At 51.4% G+C, this 15,370-nt stretch carries 11 protein-coding genes; 6 read left to right on the top strand and 5 right to left on the bottom strand.

From position 1 onward, the window contains the following. Window positions 1-363: 363 nt before the first annotated feature. The 3 genes from BMW93_RS09895 to BMW93_RS09885 all read right to left on the bottom strand — a co-directional run bounded on the left by BMW93_RS09895 (window position 364) and on the right by BMW93_RS09885 (window position 3,849). A complete protein-coding gene (locus BMW93_RS09895) occupies window positions 364-1,698 on the bottom strand; it encodes a GntP family permease (RefSeq protein WP_090375033.1) in 1,335 nt (444 codons plus the stop codon). Window positions 1,699-1,700: 2 nt separating this feature from the next. Continuing rightward, window positions 1,701-2,852 carry a S9 family peptidase gene (locus tag BMW93_RS09890; RefSeq protein WP_090375032.1) on the bottom strand — a complete coding sequence of 384 codons (1,152 nt, stop codon included), beginning with the start codon at window positions 2,850-2,852 and terminating at the stop codon, window positions 1,701-1,703. A gap of 100 nt (window positions 2,853-2,952) precedes the next feature. Further along, window positions 2,953-3,849, bottom strand: coding sequence for a diacylglycerol kinase family protein (locus tag BMW93_RS09885; RefSeq protein WP_090375031.1), 897 nt, complete (start codon window positions 3,847-3,849; stop codon window positions 2,953-2,955). 45 nt (window positions 3,850-3,894) lie between these two features. On the opposite strand from BMW93_RS09885, the gene BMW93_RS09880 reads away from it, so the two are divergent. The 6 genes from BMW93_RS09880 (at window position 3,895) to BMW93_RS09855 (ending at window position 12,835) form a co-directional block, all read left to right on the top strand. Next, a complete protein-coding gene (locus BMW93_RS09880; protein WP_090375030.1) occupies window positions 3,895-4,932 on the top strand; it encodes an App1 family protein in 1,038 nt (345 codons plus the stop codon). An 89-nt stretch (window positions 4,933-5,021) separates the two neighbouring features. Further along, complete coding sequence (locus BMW93_RS09875) at window positions 5,022-5,708, top strand: response regulator transcription factor (protein WP_090375029.1); 687 nt, start codon at window positions 5,022-5,024, stop codon at window positions 5,706-5,708. Window positions 5,709-5,714: 6 nt separating this feature from the next. Beyond that, on the top strand, window positions 5,715-7,082 hold the full coding sequence (locus tag BMW93_RS09870) for an ATP-binding protein (protein ID WP_090375028.1): 1,368 nt from the start codon (window positions 5,715-5,717) through the stop codon (window positions 7,080-7,082). A gap of 114 nt (window positions 7,083-7,196) precedes the next feature. Beyond that, window positions 7,197-8,444, top strand: a complete 1,248-nt coding sequence (locus BMW93_RS09865) for a TolC family protein (RefSeq protein ID WP_090375027.1) — start codon at window positions 7,197-7,199, stop codon at window positions 8,442-8,444. A 53-nt stretch (window positions 8,445-8,497) separates the two neighbouring features. Then, entirely contained in the window at window positions 8,498-9,586 is a 1,089-nt protein-coding gene (locus BMW93_RS09860) for an efflux RND transporter periplasmic adaptor subunit (RefSeq protein ID WP_090375106.1), read from the top strand. Window positions 9,587-9,727: 141 nt separating this feature from the next. Further along, window positions 9,728-12,835 carry an efflux RND transporter permease subunit gene (locus BMW93_RS09855; protein ID WP_090375026.1) on the top strand — a complete coding sequence of 1,036 codons (3,108 nt, stop codon included), beginning with the start codon at window positions 9,728-9,730 and terminating at the stop codon, window positions 12,833-12,835. 144 nt (window positions 12,836-12,979) lie between these two features. Here the strand turns inward: BMW93_RS09855 and BMW93_RS09850 are convergent, their stop codons facing one another. Both BMW93_RS09850 and BMW93_RS09845 read right to left on the bottom strand, forming a co-directional pair. Continuing rightward, window positions 12,980-13,843 carry a hypothetical protein gene (locus BMW93_RS09850; RefSeq protein ID WP_090375025.1) on the bottom strand — a complete coding sequence of 288 codons (864 nt, stop codon included), beginning with the start codon at window positions 13,841-13,843 and terminating at the stop codon, window positions 12,980-12,982. Window positions 13,844-13,927: 84 nt separating this feature from the next. Further along, a complete protein-coding gene (locus tag BMW93_RS09845) occupies window positions 13,928-15,358 on the bottom strand; it encodes an ATP-binding protein (protein ID WP_090375024.1) in 1,431 nt (476 codons plus the stop codon). Window positions 15,359-15,370 lie beyond the last annotated feature (12 nt).

Here is a 15,370-nt window from a genome sequence, read left to right as displayed (position 1 = left end):
TTGCGGTGCGATGCACCTACAATTCTCGCGGTGCGCTGCACCTTGACGGATTTAATACGCCATATTCAATTCTACAATTCTTGCGGTGCGATGCATCTACAATTCTTGCGGTGCGCTGCACCTTGACGGATTTAATGCGCCATATTCAATTCTACAATTCTTGCGGTGCGATGCACCTTGACGGATTTAATGCGCCATATTCAATTCTACAATTCTTGCGGTGCGATGCACCTTGACATAATCGCGGCAAAATGTAAAGGTGCAGAGCACCATAAGAATTGTAGAAACAATCGTTAATAATTCCTGAAAATTCAAGGTGCAGCGCACCGTAAGAAAACAACCCCTGACCTCACCTGACGCCAATCAGCCTAGAATCAAATACAATATCATCGTCGTCAAAAAGCTCGCGACACCCTGCAAGCCGGTGAGTATGGTATGTGTGCGGTAGGTGTCCTTCGCTGAAATACCTGTGAATTGCGACACCACCCAGAACCACGCGTCGTTTGTATGCGATACGATCATTGCGCCGCTGCCTACTGCCATGACCACCAATGTTATTTGAACGGGCGTTACAAAACCGAGGGACGCCAATAGTGGCGCCAGGATGCTCGTGGTAAGTACCATCGCGGAAGTTGTCGAGCCTTGTGCGGTCTTGAAAAAAACTGCAATCAGAAAAGCGATCACCAGCAAGTAGCCACCCGACATTTCATTGTGTAGCAACCATTCGCTCACCATATCTTTCAAGGAAGTTTCCTTCAAAATAGCCCCGAAAGCCCCTCCTGCGCCTACGAGTACGAGCGTGGTGCCACAATGCTCGATACCGCTCTTGAAGCAGGCCATCATGCGTTGTGCAGCATTTTCAGGAAAAAGGGAGTAGCTGAAAAATATCGCCAGAAGGAACGATACCAGCGGACTACCGAGAAAGTTCAGCCAGCGCGTCAGTTCTTCCGGGAAATGCAGGATTTTGGCAAAAGAGGCTAGGGTAATGAGTAAAATAGGAAGAACGATGGGCATGAATGCCTTCCACGCAGGTGGTAGCAACTGCTCCTCGATCATTTTCGGCTCTTCCACTGCCGCATCCTCTACCAGTTTTACATTCTTCGCATATTTCCCGGCAAACCAGGTAGACAAGAAAAGGCTCGGAATGGAAACGATGAGCCCTATCAGAATGACCAACCCGATTGAATCCGGAATGCCCAGGTTACCGGCCGCGGATAATGGCCCGGGCGTGGGCGGCACGAGCGTATGGGTGGCAAATAAACCGCCGGATAAAGACAATGCAATGGTAGCGAGTGGCTTACCCGTTCGCTTTGCGACGATCTGGTTCAGTTTATGCAAAATAATGAATCCCGAATCGCAGAATACGGGAATGCCGACAATGCCGCCGATGACCGACATCGCAAATGCAGGTCGCTTTTCGCCGAACAGCTTTAATATCACATCCGCCACCTTGATCGCTGCACCGGATTTGTCCAGAATGGCGCCTATCACACAGCCGAGAATCACCATCAGCCCTATTTTGGACATTAATTCACCAAAACCTTTTCCAATAGTCTCGGCGAGTTTATCAATCGGCAGCCCGGCGAAAACGCCCACGCCAAGCGCCGCCAGCAGCAACCCGACGAGCGGGTGCATCTTCAAAACTGTGGAACTGAGTACTATAAACGCGATAGCAGCGAGAACGATGACAAAGATCATGCTTACAGAAGTTTAAGCACGGCTTCATCACCCATTGCCGCATTGGCCGGGCGCGGATGGACGGCATCGAAAACAGCCAAATCCTTTTGTTCAAGTACTTTGGCAGGCTCCTCGTCGATTTGGCCATCCTTAGAAGTCACTGCTTTCAGATCGAGTTTAAGATGTTTAGCCATGAATGCGTACATCGCTTTCCGCTTTGACGGGCCGTAATCATGCTTTTCGTTGGCCAAATGCACTGCTTCGAGGTTGTCCTTTTTGTTATAAAGCGAATAAATCTTCTGCATGAACGGGTATTCCACTTCCGGCGTGTTTTTCGTCCAGTCGCCGCCGTCGGAAATCATGATCATCGGGCGTGGGGCAGTCAATGCAGCTATTTCCACATTGTTGGTCTGGTATTCGCCTTTTTTGTGGATAGGCAGGCCGCTTTCACATACGCAGCCGCCAAAGAAATAGGCCGAAACCATCACCACCGGCACCGACACCTTTACGCGGTTGTCCAATGCGGCGAGCAGGAATGTCTGCGTTCCCCCACCCGATTCGCCTGTGCAGGCCACACGGTTCGGGTCTACACCGGGGATGGATAGCAGGAAATCGAGCGAGCGGATGGCATTGATTGTTTGCAGTTTCAATGCTTTGGCCATTTTATGCTCACATTGTTTGGCATCGCCCTGCCCTACCATGTCCCACACGAACACGATCGCGCCCATACGTGCGAGCGTCGCGCAGCGCTTCTGCGTCTGCTCGCGGAAGCGCCCGTGCGGGTTCTCGCCATGCCCGTGCGGCGCGAGAATGGCGGCATAGGATTTCTGTTGTTTCAATGGCCGGTACAGATTACCCGTCACGTAAATGCCCGGCATGCTTTCGAATGCCACATTTTCGATGGTATAGCCATCCATTTCCCTTTTGGAATGAATAATCGGTTTCGAAGCTGGCTTTTCGGGCAACGTTTGCAGGTCCATCCCGTCGCGGATCTGCTGCCGGATTTGCGCGGCGCGGGCTTCCCATTCTACTTTGGAGGTCGGGACGTGTTTGTCGAGGAATGCCTTGCCTTGTTCTTCGGTAAAGTAAGCGCCCTGGCAGAGTTCGGTTTGCTGGGCGAAGGAGGCGGACGCGAGGCCTAGCGTGCCGAGAAGGATAGTATATGCGATTTTCATAAGGAATGCCGGTTTGGTCAGAAAAGCGGCGTTTCATAACAGGATACTGTTTGGCGGGGGAGTTTTTGGTGATCGATGCTCCATGCTCACCCATTGGCCGTCACTCTTCGTCCCGCAACCCTACTGGAATAGCAACGCGAACGTACCCTTTCAAAATGACCGCTTCCAATTCCTCCACAAGCCCTTTGTATTCCCCGTCGATCTGGAAATGCGCCGCTTTCTGCACGCATTCAATCTTCGCCTTTTCAACCGAAATCACTTTCATAATCTCCGGGTTAAAATCGGTACTCCCCGCAAGGATCTTAGCCGTTTCGATGAAATCCAGCTTTTTGGCAATGACCAGTTCGAAAAAACCATCGCACATATCGCCTATCGGATTGATACTCACACCCGTGCCGTATTTCTTAGCATTGGCAATGATCACAATCAATGCCTCTGTTTCGACTACTTCGTCGCCGGTCGTGATTCGTACATCAAAGTTTTCGTGCTCGCTGAGCGTCCGCAGCATTTCGCGGGCGTAGCCGAGTTTTCCGCGGGTGTCGCTGTCTTCATAGTTTTTAACAAGCAATGCATTTAACCCGATATCGGCCAAATGCAGACTAATTTCCCCATTAATAGAAACGGCGTCGATGGCAGAAACCTCGCCTTCAAAAGCCACTTCCAATGCCTGATCAATGGAGCCGGAGAGGCCGAAATCGACGGAAAGGCCATTGGCCGAGCCTGCGGGGATAATGCAAAGAATAGCCTCGGTGCCGTGCAATGCCTGCGCCACCATCGAAATAGTACCATCCCCACCGGCCACCAGCACGCGCTCCGGCCTGATATTTTCAACCATTTCCCTGATAGTCTGCTGATCGTCGTCGCCGGTGGTGGAGTAAATGCGCAGATCGCAGCCCTCGGCTTCGGATTTTTCAATAACCCTTTCAAAAATTATATCCTTGTTCACGTCCCCGGAAATGGGATTTACTACCAGCAAAACTTTCGGTTGTGAAGACATATTCGATAAATTAGGGACCTGATGTCGTAGAGGATAAAGATAGTTATGAAACGTTGTGACTTAAAACTATACCGTGGCTACGCCAACAAAAAGGAACTCGTCGTGTTTGGCCATGTGGTGAAAAAATACCCTTCCGGCGACCGGAAGTATACCCGACGGGGCTTTCGCTATGCGAAGACCATCATCGAGCTCTTTTCCATTAAAACCATTCCCTTCTTAAAGCTCACGCTTCATGTAGGCGAAAAGACATTCGAAACGACGGCCGAGTCCGATGGTTATTTCCGCTTTCAGGTGCCACTGGATGCCGAAATTCCGGGCGGCTGGCATACCTACCGTGTGACATTAGACGACGAGATCCATGGGAAGAAATACCACGCCGAGAGTTCGGAGGAATTTTTCGTGCCCTACAAAAGCTCCTACGGCATTATTTCCGACATCGACGATACATTCCTGATTTCCCATAGTCGCCGTTCGTTCAGGAAGTTATTTGTTTTATTATCCAAAAACGTGCAGGCGCGGAAACCTTTCGACGACGTGGTGAAGCATTACCAGCTGCTTTCGTTCGCGAGCCGCACGCACCCGCACAAGGACAGTAACATCTTCTTCTATGTGTCGAGCAGCGAGTGGAATCTGTATGACATGATCGTGCGGTTTGCCGAGTTGAACGGGCTGCCGAAAGCCGTTTTAAAACTCAAAAAAATCAAATCGGGGCTGGACGATTTTGTGATGACGGGCAGTGGTTCGCACGAGCACAAGTTGCGAAAAATCCACAATATCATCCATTTCTATCCCGAATTGCAGTTTATATTACTCGGCGACGATTCCCAGAAAGACCCGGAAATTTACGAAGAGATTTGCCGGACGTTCCCGGAGCGGATTCGTGCGGTGTACATGCGGCAGACGCGCAGGCGGACGAAGCCCCACACTACGGTATTGCTTAAAAACATCCAGGACCTCGGTATCGATACATGCTACTTCGCGCACAGCAACAAAGCGATCATCCATTCGCTCGATCATGGCCTCGTTTTCCAGACGCCCGCCGAGCCGGAAGTGAAGGAGATTGTATCCAAAGCGGTTTCGTGAGTTATTTTGCCTGAAACGGATTATCTACCGGCGGTTTTGGCATTGTTAAGCACTTTCGTAACTTGACCTCTCCCATTTTTGGAATAACCATGAAAAAAATCCTGATCGTTGAGGATGACCGCAGGATCGCGCAGAACATTTTCCGCGGTCTGGCCGCCGAAAATTTCGAAGCGGAGATCGCCTATGACGGCATTACGGGCAAGCAAATGGCCCTGGAAAAGAAGTTCGACCTGGTGTTGCTCGATGTGAACCTGCCGGGCATGAAGGGATACGATGTGTGCCAGCAAATCAGGATTTACAAGCCTTCGCTGCCTATTATCATGCTTACCGCATTCGGGGAAATCGAGGATAAGGTGGAGGGGCTGAACAGCGGCGCGGACGATTACATTGTGAAGCCGTTCGATTTCAGGGAGCTGCTGGCCCGGGTAAATGCCGCATTGCGTGTCTCCGATCTTTTGAATCCCGAAAATTCCGACAAAATCCTGCGCATCGCCGACCTCGAAATGAACCTCGGCACCAAGCAAGTGAAGCGCGCCGGCAACATTATCGACCTCACGGCCAAGGAATTTGCATTGCTGGAATATTTCCTGCTGCATCGCGGGCGTGTGGTTTCCAAAATGGACCTCGCCGAGCACGTCTGGCACCTCAATTTCGACCCCGGCACCAATGTAGTGGAGGTGTATATCAATTACTTACGCAAAAAAGTCGATAAGGACTTCCCTACCAAGCTCATCCACACCCGGCCGGGCATGGGGTACATTATGAAAGAAGAATAGCCTCCTATGAAGATCAAAGACCGTATCGCCCTTCAATTCACGCTCCTCGTGGCGGGGGTGCTGCTGGTGTTTTCCATTGCCATTTACAGCGTTTCAGAGCATTACCGCCAGGAGGAATTCTACGATCGCCTGCGCGGCCGTGCGCGTACGACCTGCCGGCTGCTCGTGAAAGTGAAGGGAATCGATAAAGATTTGCTCAAAGCCATCGACCAGAACACACTCTCGGAAATGCTCGATGAAAAGGTGCTGATTTTCGATCCGAAGAACGAGCTGATCTACTCCTCGGTCGACGACAAGCTGCTCACCTACCACACTTCGCTGCTCAATGAGGTTCGTGAAAAGGAATATATGGAGTTTCACCAGGGCGAAAACGAGGTGATAGGACTGCTGTACCAGGAAGGCGACGATCCGCTGGTGGTGCTGGCCTCGGCCTACGACACTTTCGGGCATAGCAAGTTGCAAAATCTGAGAAGTACGCTCGGTTGGGGATTGGTGGCGGGAATCGCGCTGACTGTCGGGCTGGGCATTTATTTCGCGGGCAATGCCTTGAAACCCATCAGCCGCATTAATGCGCAGGTATCGCTCATTACCGCGCAGAATCTGTCCCAAAAACTCGACGAAGGCAACCGGAAGGACGAGATCGCCCAGCTGGCCATCAATTTTAATACAGTACTTTACCGGTTGAACAAGGCATTTGAACAACAAAAAAGCTTCGTATCGCACGCCTCGCACGAGCTCCGGACGCCATTAGCGGCTTTGAAATCCGAGATCCAGCTCGGCCAGCGTTTCAACAAGGATAATCCCGAAATTGAAGAGGTTTTTGCGAACCTGTTTTCGGATACCGAACGGCTCATCAGCATTACCAACAACCTGCTTTTCCTCGCCCGCTCCTACGAGAATATGGGCAATATGAAAATGGCGCACGTCCACATCGAGGACCTCGCGTTTGTAGCCAAAGAAGAACTGCTATCCTCCCATCCCGATTACAATGTGGTGATCGACTACGAAACCATTCCGGAGAACGAGACTGAGACGGTGATCGAGGGTAATGAGGAATTGCTGAAAAGGGTATTCACCAATTTGCTCGATAATGCCTGCAAATATTCGTCCGATCACAGCGCACAGATACTGATCTCGTCCGACGACAAATCCTGCACCGTAAAGGTCCGCGACCGGGGCATAGGGATCAGCGAGGACGATCTCCCTCATATTTTCAACCCGTTTTTCAGATCTTCCAATGCGACCGAACTGCCGGGATTTGGTATTGGACTTTCCATTTGCCAGCGGATCGTGGAGCTGCACCATGGCACCATTTCCGTTACCAGCGAGATCGGCAAAGGCAGCGAATTTCAGGTTCAGCTGCACCACATTTGATGCCTGCGAACCCGGCCCGGGCACGGTCGCCGGGCATTCTAATTTTTTTCTAAGGTTATTTTAAGGCTGGTGTAATACCGGTGTCGGAATATCGCACATTCTAACACGGAAATTATGCGAACCTACTTCACCGGGCTTTTACTACTCCTGACGACCGCCTTACACGCACAAGACACGCTGCGGCTCTCGATCCGCCAGGCCGACAGCCTGTTCTTGCAAAACAACCTTGAAATCCTGGCCGAAAAGTATCAGATCGACATTGCCAAATCGGTTGAAATCCAGGACAAACTCTGGAACAACCCGACCTTCGGCGTCGAAATCAGTGCCTATAACCCTTCGCGCGGCGCGCTGGATGTGGGCAGGAACGGCCAGAAAGCATTTACGATCCAGCAACTCATTACCCGCGCCGGTAAGCGCAACAAGCAAGTCGCATTGGACGTCGAATCGACGCGTAAGACTGAATTCCAGTTCTACGACCTTATCCGCACATTAAAATTCGAGCTGCGGCAGATCTTCTTCGAATCGTATTATCTGGAACAAACCATTTCGCTCTACGACAACCAGATCGGGACGCTCAGGACGACCGTCAACGCATTCGATAGAGAGTATAACCGCAAAAATATCTCGCTCAAAGAGGTCGTACGCCTCAAAGCGCTCCTCTTCGAGCTGACCAACGAACGGGCCAATATCCTTTTTGAATTACAGGAAAACCAGCGCGACCTCCGCACACTGCTCAGCACCGACAGGCCCGTTAAATCGCTTGTAGACAGCACTGAAATCCAGCGTTACCACCTGGACCGCTACAACATTGCCGCATTGAAAGAGAAGGCTTTGCAAAGCCGTGCCGATCTGAAAGTGGCGCAATCGGAGACGAAGCAGGCGGAATTGAATTACACCTTACAAAAAGCATTGGCGAAACCCGATGTGCAGGTAGGCGCTGTGTACGACCAGGCCAGCAACTATCAGAACAACTATTTCGGTGTAAATGCATCGATCGCATTGCCCTTTTTCAACCGGAACCAGGGTAATATCCGCGCGGCCAAAAGCAATATCAGCTACTACAAAACAGCCGAGAATGCGAAGCAGAATGCCGTAAACAACGAGGTAGACGCGGCCGTACAAAAGGTAGGGATTGCCGATAAAGCATTCCAAAGCGTCGAAGGGCAGTTCACCGACCAGTTCCAGCTGCTGAGCAACGGCATTTACGACAATTTCCAGAAACGGAACATTACCCTTCTGGAATTCATCGACTTCATCGAGACGTACAACGAGAGCATCAAGGAATATAACCGCCTGCAGGCCGACCGCATCAAGGTATACGAGGAGCTCAATTACGTCGTCGGCGAGGAGCTATTCAACTAACCATTCAAACTGAACACAACTTATTCACGGCATTGCCATTAATGCATTTCCCAATGAAAAATACACTGTATGTTGTCGTGCTGGCCGCTGTTGGCGTGTGGCTGACGTCCTGCGAACAAAAGAAGGCAGAAAACGACGAATCGAAGGCGTTTATGCTTTCGGATACCATGATGAGCCGCATTAAAATCGATACGGTGCGTACCGAACCGGTCCGTAACGAGCTCACGCTGGTGGGTAAGGTCGTGCCGGACGAGAACCAGGTGATTAAAGTATACCCGCTGGTGGGTGGCAATGTGGAAGACGTGGATGTGGAGCTGGGCGATAATGTCCGTAAAGGCCAGAGACTCGCCACGATCCGATCTGGCGAAGTAGCGGATTTCGAGCGCCAGATGATCCAGGCGCAATCCGAACTGGTGATCGCGCAGAAAAACCTGTCGTCGACCGAGGACCTTTTCGAAAGCAAGCTCGTACCCGAGCGCGACGTGATTTCGGCACGTCAGATCGTGGACAAAGCGCAAGCCGAGCTGAACCGCGTGAAAGAGGTCTTCTCCATTTATGGTTTAGGTAAATCCACCAATTACACCGTGAAATCGCCGATTAACGGCTTCATCATCGACAAAAACGTGAACCGTGGCATGCAGCTGCGCTCGGATAACTCGGAAAGCCTCTTCACTGTGGGCCAGATCGCCGATGTATGGGTAATGGCGAATGTGAATGAGAGTGACATCCCGCGCGTGAAGCTGGGTATGCCCGCGGAAGTGCGCACAATCAGCTTTTCGGACGAGGTTTTCAAAGGGAAAGTCGATAAGATATACAACGTCCTCGACCCGGACACCAAGGCGATGAAAATCCGCATTCAATTACAGAATGTAGGTTTCAAACTCAAACCCGAAATGCACGCGACCGTCACCCTCAATTTTGAAGAAGGCGAACAAATGCAGGCTATCCCCTCGCAAGCCGTCATTTTCGACCGGAGCAAGAACTGGGTAATGGTGTACCACAGCCGCACGAAAATCGAAACGCGCCCAGTGGAAGTATACCGATCCCTCGCGAACACGACGTACGTACGCGAAGGCCTGAAACCCGGCGAGGCGATTATTTCCAAGAATCAACTGCTGGTTTATGACGCGCTGAATGACTGATTCCAATTTTGAATGACCGAATGATTGAATGACTGAATGTTGCTTACACCTGAGTACTCATTCAGCCACTCCCGAAATCGCTCATTCAACAAGGAATTATTCGGTCATTCAATCATTCAGTCATTCAATCATTAAATTCCAATGAACAAATTCATCCGAGGCATCGTGGGCTTTTCGCTCAAGAACCGGTTCTTCATATTCTTCATGACAGGCCTGCTGATCATTTCGGGCATTGTCAGCTACCAGAACACACCGCTGGAAGCGTTTCCGGACGTGACCAACACGCAGATCATCATCGTAACGCAATGGAACGGGCGCAGCGCGGAAGAAATCGAGCGCTTCGTAACGGTACCGATCGAAGTTGCCATGAACTCCGTCCAGCAGAAAACCAATGTACGGAGCACGACCATGTTCGGTTTGAGCATTGTCAAAATCATTTTTGACGATAATGTCGAGGACTTTTTCGCCCGGCAGCAGGTCAACAACCAGCTGCGCACTGTTTCGCTACCCGACGGCGTGGAGCCCGACGTGCAGCCGCCTTACGGCCCTACCGGTGAAATTTTCAGGTTTACATTGCAAAGCAAGGACCGCGACAGCCGCGAGCTGCTTACCCTTCACAAATGGGTGATCGATCGCCAGCTCCGCAGCGTGCCGGGCGTGGCCGACGTGGTCGCATTCGGCGGGCGCGACAAGATCTACGAGGTACAGGTGAACCCTACCAAGCTCGTGAAATACAACATTACGCCGCTGGAAGTGTACCAGGCTGTGACCAAGAGCAATATCAATGTCGGCGGCGACGTGATCGAGAAGAACGGGCAGGCTTACGTGGTACGCGGGATCGGCTTGCTGAACTCTATTCCCGACATTCAGAACATCATTGTCGAGTACGTGAAAGATAACCCGGTGCTGGTGAAGGATGTGGCGGATGTGAAAGAATCGGATATGCCGCGTGTGGGACAGGTGGGGCTCGACGGTAATGATGATGTGGTGGAAGGAATTGTCGTTCAACGCAAAGGCGAAAACCCGAGTGAGGTACTGGCGCGGGTGAAGGACAAGATAGAGGAATTGAATACCAAAATCCTTCCGCCGGACGTCAAAATGGTCACATTCTACGACCGCGACAACCTGATCGAGTTCTGTGCACATACCGTGAAACACAACCTCGTGGAAGGCATTGTGCTCGTGACCGTGATCGTGTTCCTCTTCATGGCCGATTGGCGCACGACCGTCATTGTGTCCATTATCATTCCGCTGGCGCTGCTCTTCGCATTTATGTGTCTGAAATTGAAGGGCATGTCGGCCAACCTGCTCTCGATGGGCGCCATCGACTTCGGGATCATCATCGACGGCGCTGTGGTAATGGTGGAAGGGATATTTGTAGCGCTCGATCATCTGGCGCACCGGAACGGGATGGACAGATTCAACAAGCTCTCCAAGCTCGGGCTCATCAAACGTACCGGCGGAGAGTTGGGCAAAGCTATTTTCTTCTCCAAACTCATCATTATCACCGCATTGATCCCCATTTTCAGTTTCCAGAAAGTGGAGGGCAAAATGTTTACCCCGCTGGCCTATACGCTTGGCTTCGCATTACTCGGGGCATTGCTTTACACGCTCACGCTGGTACCGGTGCTATGTTCCATTTTGCTCAATAAGAATGTGCGTGAAAAGAGCAATCCGGTCGTCCGCTTCTTCGATAAGACCGTCGTCCGCGGCTTTGAATGGTGCTATGCGCGTAAAAAGCTGAGCGTAATCTTCGCATTTGCATTCCTGGGCGTCACGCTCTTTTCTTCGAAATTCCTTGGTACCGAGTTTCTGCCGACGCTCAATGAAGGCGCATTATGGGTAGAAGCCAAAATGCCTATGAGCAGCTCTCTGGCCGAAACGACCAAAATGGTGACTACGCTTCGTGCCAAACTGAATGAATTCCCGGAAGTAAACGGGGTGTTATCTCAAACCGGCCGTTCCAATGACGGTACCGACCCGTCGGGCTTCTATTATGTGCAAATGCAGGTGAATTTGAAACCGAAGGATGAATGGAAACGCAAGATCAGCCAGGACGACCTGATCGAGGAAATGGATACGAAGCTGAAACAATTCCAGGGCATTAACTACAACTATTCGCAACCGATTATCGACAACGTGGCCGAAGCCGTGGCAGGGATGAATGCGAGTAATGCGGTGAAAATCTATGGCGACGACCTCGAAACGCTGAACAACAAAGCAAACCAGGTACTGGAAGCGATCAAGGATGTTCCGGGCATTAAAGACGTCGGTATCCTGCGGAATATCGGCCAGCCGGAGATCAGCGTGATTCTGCACGACCACAAAATGGCGCAATACGGCGTGAGCATTGCCGATGCCCAGGCGGTGATCGAAATGGCGATCGGCGGTAAAACGGCGTCCATTTTGTACGAAGGGGAACGGAAATTCGATATCCGTTTGCGTTACGAGCAGCAGTACCGCCGCACGGTCGACGATATCCAGCAATTGATGGTGCCTACACTTACCGGCGGTAAAATACCATTGAAAGAAATCTCCACCATCCGCACCGTTACCGGCCCCGCATTCGTGTACCGCGACAATAACAAGCGCTTCATCGGCGTCAAATTCTCCGTCCGCGAGCGCGACCTCGGCAGTACCATCGCCGACGCACAATCGAAAGTGAAGCCTTTGCTCTCTTCATTGCCGAAAGGCTACTCGGTGAGCTGGTCGGGCGAGTTCGAAAACCAGGTACGCGCCACTGCCCGGTTGGGCCAGGTGGTACCTATCAGTTTGGTCGGCATATTCATTCTGCTGTTCATCATGTTCAGCAATGCCAAAGATGCCGGACTCGTCCTGATCAACGTTCCGTTCGCATTGATCGGCGGTATCCTCGCGCTGCACGTCACGCATATGAACTTCGGTATTTCCGCAGGGGTAGGTTTTATAGCCCTTTTTGGTCTCTGCGTTCAGAATGGAGTGATATTGATTTCAGTATTCAACAAAAACCTGGCTGCGCGAATGTCGCTGGACGAGGCGATCAGGGAAGGGGTAAAATCGCGTATCAGGCCGGTGATCATGACCGCATTGATGGCTGCCATCGGTTTGCTACCTGCCGCCGTTTCAACAGGAATAGGCTCCGAAACCCAAAAGCCACTCGCCATCGTAGTAATCGGTGGATTGATCACCGCTACCGTGCTCACGCTGTTGATATTCCCGATCATTTACGGGTTCTTCAACCGGAAGGTTAAGGTTTCGAAGTATGCTTGAAAACATTAGATTGCGGTAAAAGGGCAAAATTACCGTGTGTTGTCAGCGTAGTCGAAGGCCGTTGCGGTATGGCGACGGCCTTCGACTGCGCTCAGGCTGACAACTTAATCATAAGCTCAGGCTGACAACTCAATCATATGCCGTCTATATTTTTCCGCTATTGTGGTTCAAATTAGAGAAGTCATAGCCGATGTGAAATACATAACGCAGCGAAACCCCGAAGTTCCAGCCCGTGCCATCGCCTTCGATCCTCGCCCGTTCCAGTTCCACACCATTCACTTTGTATACCAGGTCGGTTGTAAGTGAATTGCCCATCCCCCATTGTTTCCGGGCAAAAAGAGACATATCGATCGATTTCGCAACCTTGATCACGTATTCGGCCGACGCCTCCACGAGCCCCGTCATGGATTTCGCAATGCGTGTATCGCTAGACATGAACAGCGTGTCCACTCCCTGCCGACGCCCCCTGTCCCGATAGCCCGAGAATTCCATATAGTCTTTTGACCTGCCCGAGTTAGGTACCAGCCCCGCGCCCGCACTGATCCAGAATGCCGACTTGCGGACCGAAGGTTTCCCCCAGAGCAGCCGCATTTTCCCACGCAGGATCAGGCTGTTCTTGTCGTTTTCCATTTGGTATTTCAATGGGTTATCTCCGTAAATCATCAGCACATTATGAATGGCGGCACGGTCATATTCCAGCTCCACATTCCATTGTTCTTTGAAAACCCATCCCGCGGTAGCACCCCAGGCCGAGACCGTGGGAGATTGGGTACCTATCAATTCGTCGAAATTGTTATCGATCGTGTTCTTGTCGCTCCGCACAAAGCCGCTCACGCCCACATACCAGCGGTCATGGACTTTCACATCCCCGAATTTTTTCAGTAACGATTCGGTATTGTAGGGCTTTGCGCCAATGGGTTTGGTATAAATTTTCCGGTAGTAGTCCGCGTCCTGCGCCCGGACCTGAAGAAATGCAACAACGAAGAGGAATGTAAAAATGGGTTTCATAGAAGTGCGCCGGTTTTTCTCCCCTTACGCACATCAATGCCCGATCGTTGCATGAAAAAAGCCGCCTAACGTCGTCGTCGGCTACTATTTGGCAATCTGGAAACTAATGGTGAATGTAGTCCCCACGCCCAGCTCCGACTGCACCTCGATGCGCCCGTGATGCGCATGGATAATACTCATGGTTGTCGACAAGCCGATACCCATTCCATTGTTTTTCCCCGTGAAATAGGGTTCGAAAATCTTGTCCATATGCTCCTCACTGATGCCCGAGCCATTATCGACAAATACAACTTGAATGTGATCGCCGTAAGTTCTGGTTGAGATGCGTAGTATGCCGCGGTCTTCCTCCATCGCTTCGATGGCATTGGTAATGAGGTTTAGAAAGGCCATTTGCAGCGAAACCCGGTCCAGCGGTAATGCCAGTTCTTCATCCGCGAATTCGTTGACGATCTGGATCCTTTTGAGCTGCACCCGGTCCAGCGCTGCGTTGATCGCCTGGCTCAGCACCGAATGCACCGAGCTCTCCACCAACTCGATATCCTCTGAACTCGACGGTTGCAGCAGCTGCGTAATAAGGTCGTTAATACGCGTGCAGTTACGCTTGATAATCTGCGTGTAGAACTTGTGGTCTTCGTCGGCCAGCTCCATTTCGAGTTGCTCCGCCGAGAGGTTCACATTTGTGAGCGGATTACGCACCTCGTGCGCGAGCATACGCACGAGCCGGCCTGTCACCGCCATTTTTTCCGAAAACAACCTTTCTTTTTCCGATTGCTTCCGGGCAGTCATATCGTGCAAACGGCCCTGGATATAGGGATGATCATCGTCTACCTCCACGGAGGCTGAAAAAAGACAGTATTTTTTCTCGGCGTCCCTGGTCAGGAGGCGCACCTCATGGTCGTGAATGGGCTGGTCGGTAATATCCATCCAGCGGGTCGCGAACAGCGGGTCTTCTACGAGTTCGGTGATTTTCTTTTCCTTCAACTGCTCACCAGAATAGCCGGTAAGCATGCTGGCCGCCTCATTGAAATCGATAATATTTCCTTCCAGATCGCTGATGAAGAGGAAGTCGTTCGATTCTTCGAAAATCCGGCGGTAGCGACGCTCGCTGTGGCGCAAGGCTTTCAGAACGGACGTCCGCTCCAATGCATACCGAATGCTGCGTTCCAGTTTCTCGGCGTCCAGTTCGCTTTTGATGAGGTAATCGGCCGCTCCGAGGCGCAATGCCTCCACGGCAATCTTGGTATCTCCCTTGCCCGTCAGCAGGATAATCGGCTCCTCGCATTCGAAATTGCAGGCCAGCTCGATCAGGTCGATGCCCGTATTCTCGCCGAGCAGGTAATCGAACAGGTATAGGTCGAATTTGTTTTGCTTGATTTGCGCCTCGGCCTCCCTGAAAGTGGCGCACCAGGTAATATCGAACTTCCAGTTGACCAGATCCTGAAAATATTCACGCGTCAGGAAGTAATCATCCTCGTCGTCATCCACCAACAATACCCTGATCAGTTTGCTATTCATTCCCTCTTGCTG

Source organism: Dyadobacter sp. SG02, from assembly GCF_900109045.1.
Lineage (GTDB): Bacteria > Bacteroidota > Bacteroidia > Cytophagales > Spirosomataceae > Dyadobacter.
Note: the sequence above shows the minus strand (reverse complement) of the source record. Positions and strands in the feature narration are given on the sequence as shown.